Genomic DNA, 5,104 nt, shown 5'->3' with positions numbered 1-5,104 from the left:
TGACCCGCTCCTGGGCCGGTCCGCTGGGCGCCGTCATGCCGTTGCTGGCGCCGTCCTGGTTGACGGCCGAGCCGCGGATCACCGCGAGGACGCGGCGGCCGTTGCGCTGGGCGTCCGAGAGGCGTTCCAGGGTGAGCACGCCGACGCCCTCGGACCAGGCGGCGCCGTCGGCGGTCGAGGAGAACGACTTGCAGCGCCCGTCGGGCGCGAGCGCCCGCTGCCGGCAGAACTCGATGAACGGCACCGGCGACGCCATGACCGAGACCCCGCCCGCGAGGGCCAGCGAGCACTCGCCGCGGCGCAGCGCCTGCACGGCCAGGTGCAGGGCGACCAGCGACGAGGAGCACGCGGTGTCGACCGAGATCGAGGGGCCTTCCAGGCCGAGGGTGTACGAGACGCGGCCGGACATGACGCTGGAGGCGCTGGAGGTGAACAGGGTGCCCTCGACGGCCTCGGGGGTGATCTCCAGGAACCGGGTCGAGTAGTGCTCGTACATGTTGCCCGCGTACACGCCGGTGCGGGTGCCACGCAGCGACGACGGGTCGATGCCCGCCCGCTCCAGCGCCTCCCAGCACGACTCCAGGAACAGCCGGTGCTGCGGGTCGGTGGCCAGCGCGCTGCGCGGGCTCATCCCGAAGAACGCGGCGTCGAAGTCGGCCACGGCGCCCACGAACCCGCCGTGCCGCGTGTACGACTTGCCCCACGCCTCGGGGTCCGGGTCGAACAGCCCCTCCAGGTCCCAGCCGCGGTCGGCGGGGAAGTCGCCGATGGCGTCGCCGCCCGCGGCCACCAGGTCCCACAGGTCGTCAGGGCCCCACACCCCGCCGGGGTACCGGCACGCCATGCCCACGATGGCCACCGGCTCGTGCCGCCGGCCCACGTCCTCGGCGAGGCGCTGGCGGGTCTCCGCCAGCTCGACGGTCGCGCGCCTCAGATAGTCGCGGAGCTTGTCCTCGGTCCCCATCGGTGAACCCTTCGGTCGCGGGAGTCAGGCGTCACAGTTCGTTGTCGATGAGGGCGAAGATCTCCTCGTCGGAAGCCGAGTCGATCTTGTCCACCACCGTTTCGGCGGGCCCGGAGCCGTCCGGCTCCGCCCCGAACCGGGCCAGGCTGCTCTGCAGCACGGCGACGAGCTTGCTGCGGACGGTGTCCGCGTCTTCCCTGGCGCCGGCCAGCATGGAGCCGACGTGCTCCAGGGCGGTGCGCAGCGTGTCCTCGGGGGACGGCGCCTGGGGCGCGAGCGTGCGGAAGAGGTACTCGGCCAGGGAGTTGACCGTCGGGTGGTCGAAGACGAGGGTCGCCGGCAGGCGCAGGCCGGTGTCGGCGTTGAGCCGGTTGCGCAGCTCGACGGCGGTCAGGGAGTCGAAGCCGAGCCGGTTGAAGGCCCGGTCGGCCTCGATGTGGTCGGCGCTGCCGTGGGCGAGGACCGCGGCGACGTGCGTCCGGACGCGGTCCGTGAGCAGCCGCAGGGCCTCGTCCCTGGTCATCACGGCGAGCTTGGACACCAGTCCGGCCACGCCGCCGCCCTGCTCTCCGGCGCTCCGTCGCGGCGTCCGTACGAGGCCGCGCAGCAGGGCCGGCAGGTCACCGGCCTCGGCGCGGGCCCGCAGCCCGGCGGTGTCCCAGCGGGCGGCCACGACCAGCGGCTCGGCGTCCCCGAGGGCGCGGTCGAACGCCTCCAGGCCCTCCTCCACGCTCAGCGGGGCGACGCCCGCCCGGGCGAGCCTGGCCACGTCGGCGGCGTCGAGGCCGCCGCCCATGCCGGTCGCGCCGGTGTCCCAGAGACCCCAGGCGACGGACACGGCCGGCAGGCCCAGCGCGTGCCGGTGCCCGGCCAGGGCGTCCAGGAAGGCGTTGGCCGCGGCGTAGTTGCCCTGGCCCGCGTTGCCGAGCACCCCGGCCAGCGACGAGAACAGGACGAACGATCCCACGGGCCGGTCGAGGGTCAGCTCGTGCAGGTGCCAGGCGGCGTCCGCCTTGGGCGCCAGCACCGTGGCCATGCGCTCCGGCGTCAGCCCCTCCACCATCGCGTCGTCCAGCACGCCGGCCGTGTGGACGACTCCGGCCAGGGACGGCACCTGGTCCAGCAGGGCGGCCAGCGCCGCCCGGTCGGCCACGTCGCAGGCCGCCACCCTGACGCTCGCGCCCAGCGCGGAGAGCTCCTCGACGAGCGCGCCGGCCCCGGGGGCCTCGGGTCCGCGGCGCGAGACGAGCACCAGATCCCGTACGCCGTGCCGCTCCACCAGCCGCCGCGCCACCAGCGCGCCCAGCCCGCCCGTGCCGCCGGTCACCAGCACCGCACCCGGCACCTCGCGGGGCGAGGCGGCCGGCGGTGTGCGGCGGGCCAGGCGCGGCACGAGGACCTCGCCCCCGGTCACCCGCACCTGCGGCTCCCCGAGGGCCACCAGCCGGGCCCAGTCCGAGAACCCCTCCTCCACCTCCGCCAGCACGAACCGGCCCGGCTGCTCCGACTGGACGGTGCGCACCAGGCCCTGCACCGCGCCCGCCGCCACATCACCGGGCCGCGTCGCGAACACCACCACCCCGTCGGCCGGAGCCGAAGCCACCGCCTGCAGCACCCGCCCTGTCAGCGCCCGCACCGACGACGGCACGTCCGGCCCCTCCGACACGCACCACACCACCGGCGGCCCCCCGGCCCCGGGAGCGGATGCGGCACCGGCCGCAGGGGCCGCCACCCACTCCACCCCGTACGACACCGGAACGGACGGCCCGCCCAGCGCGCCCGGCGGCACCGGCCGCACCCGCAGGGAGCCCAGCGACAGCACGGGCCGCCCGGACGGGTCGGCGGCCTCGACGGCGCACCCGTCCGAGCCGATCTCCCTCAGCCGCACCCGCAGGTCCGTGGCCCCGGCCGCGTGCAGGCGCGCGCCCCGCAGCTCGAACGGCAGCCGCAGCTCCCCGTCGGGCGCCGCCACCACCAGCGGGTGGAACACCGCGTCGAACAGCGCCGGATGGACGCCGTACCCGGCGACCTCGACCCCCTCCGGAGCCACGACCTCCGCGAACAGCTCGTCCCCGCGCCGCCACAACGCCCGCAACCCCTGGAACGCCGGACCGTACTCGTACCCCCGCTCCACCAACCGCTCATAACCACCCTCCACCTCCACCGCCACCGCGCCGGCGGGCGGCCACGCCACGGCCCAGGAGGCGGCGTCGTGGGCGGGGGACGCCGTGTCGGTGATCGTGCCGGACAGGTGCCGCGTCCACCCCGCCTCGGGGTCGCCGGCGGGCCGGGAGTGGAGCCGCACCGGCCGGGCGCCGGAGGCGTCGGGGCGCTCCACGACCACCTGGACGACGACGCCGCCCCGGGCGGGCAGCACCAGCGGCGCCTCGAACATCAGCTCCTCGACCAGCTCGCAGCCGGTCCGCGCGCCCGCCTCCAGGACCAGGTCGGCCATGGCCGCCCCGGGCAGGACGATCGTGCCGCCCACCCGGTGGTCGGCCAGCCACGGCGCGGCGTCCACCGACAGGCGGCCGGTCAGCACGGTCGGCCCGTCCTCCGCCAGGTCCACGACCGCGCCCAGCAGCGGGTGACCGGCCTCGGCCAGCCCGGCCGAGGGCAGCGCCTCGGACAGGGCCGCGGCGCGGGCGGGCGGGTCGAGCCAGTAGCGCCGCCTGTCGAAGGCGTACGTGGGCAGGTCCGTACGGGTGCCGCGGCGGAACAGCGCGGGCCAGTCGACCGGGAGCCCGGCGACCCAGGCGCGGGCCAGGCAGGCGGTCAGCGCGTCCGGCTCCGGGGTGTCACGCCGGTGCAGCGGGATGACGGCGGTGTCCTCGCGGGTGACGCAGTCGTGCGCCATGCCGGACAGCACGGCCTTCGGCCCGACCTCGACGAGGACGCCGATGCCCTCGCCCTCCAGCCGCTCCACCATGGCGTGGAACATGACCGGCAGCCGGATCTGCTCCAGCCAGTAGCCCGGCGACGTCCAGCGGGTGCCGGCCAGGCCGGTCAGGCCGGTGACGTACGCGAGGCGGGGCTCGCCGAACCGGACGGCGGCCAGCTCGGCGGCGAACGCGTCCAGCATCGGCTCCATGAGCGGCGAGTGGAAGGCGTGGCTGACGGCCAGCCTGCGGGTGCGACGGCCCCGGTCCCGCCACAGGTCTGCCACGGCCAGGCAGGCGTCGGCGTCGCCGGACAGGACCACGCTCGCGGGCCCGTTGACGGCCGCGACGGAGACCAGGTGCTCCAGCCCGTCGAGCGTGGGCCGGACCTCGTCGGCGCTCGCCGCCACGGCGGCCATCGCGCCGGGCGCGGTCAGCCGCTGCATCAGCCGGCCACGGGCCGCGACGAGCCGGGCGGCGTCGGCCAGCGACCAGACGCCCGCCACGTGCGCGGCGGCGAACTCGCCGACCGAGTGCCCGGCGACCGCCGCGGGCGCCGGGCCCAGCGACTCCAGCAGCCGGAACGCGGCCACCTCGAAGGCGAACAGCGCGGGCTGGGTGTAGGCGGTCTCGTCGAGCAGCGCCGCCTCGGGCGTGCCGGGCGCGGCCCACATCACCTCGCGCAGCGGCCGGTCGAGGTACGGGTCGAGCGCGGCGCACGCCTCGTCCAGGGCGGCGGCGAACACCGGCGAGAACCGGGCCAGCTCCCGCCCCATGCCGGGCCGCTGGCCGCCCTGGCCGGTGAACAGGAAGGCGGCACGCGGGTGCTCGGGGGCGACGCCCTCGATCACGTCGGGGGTGGGCTCCCGGCGGGCGTACGCGCCGAGGGCGGCGGCCAGCTCGTCGCCGTCGCGGCCCAGGACGACGGCGCGGTGCGGGAACAGGGCCCGGGTGGTGACGAGCGAGTGCGCCACGTCGGCGGCGTCCGGGCGCCGACCTGTCGTGACGTCGGCGGCCATGACGCGGGTGCTCAGGCGGGCGGCCTGGCCGCGCAGGGCGGCGGCGCCGTGCGCGCTGACCGGCCACGCCAGCGGCCCACCGGCTTCCGGGACGCGGCTCGGCTCGGCCCCGGTCCCGGTCCCGGTCTCGGGGACGTACTCCTCGATGATGGCGTGCGCGTTCGTGCCGCTGATGCCGAAGCTGGAGACGGCCGCGCGGCGCGGGCGCTCGCCGCGCGGCCAGGCGCGGCCGGCGGTCAGCA

General features: G+C 76.9%; 2 protein-coding genes. Both read right to left on the bottom strand.

Annotated elements, in window-relative coordinates; all coding sequences use genetic code 11:
* Positions 1–964: beta-ketoacyl synthase N-terminal-like domain-containing protein (locus ABZS51_RS42170; protein WP_355453817.1), on the bottom strand; the 964-nt coding region annotated here is incomplete at its 3' end.
* A 31-nt stretch (positions 965–995) separates the two neighbouring features.
* Positions 996–5,104 (bottom strand): type I polyketide synthase (locus tag ABZS51_RS42165; protein WP_355453814.1); only part of this gene is annotated, 4,109 nt, incomplete at its 5' end.

Origin of the sequence: Nonomuraea sp. NPDC005501, assembly GCF_040605905.1 — a bacterium.
Classification (GTDB): Bacteria; Actinomycetota; Actinomycetes; order Streptosporangiales; family Streptosporangiaceae; genus Nonomuraea.
Note: the sequence above shows the minus strand (reverse complement) of the source record. Positions and strands in the feature narration are given on the sequence as shown.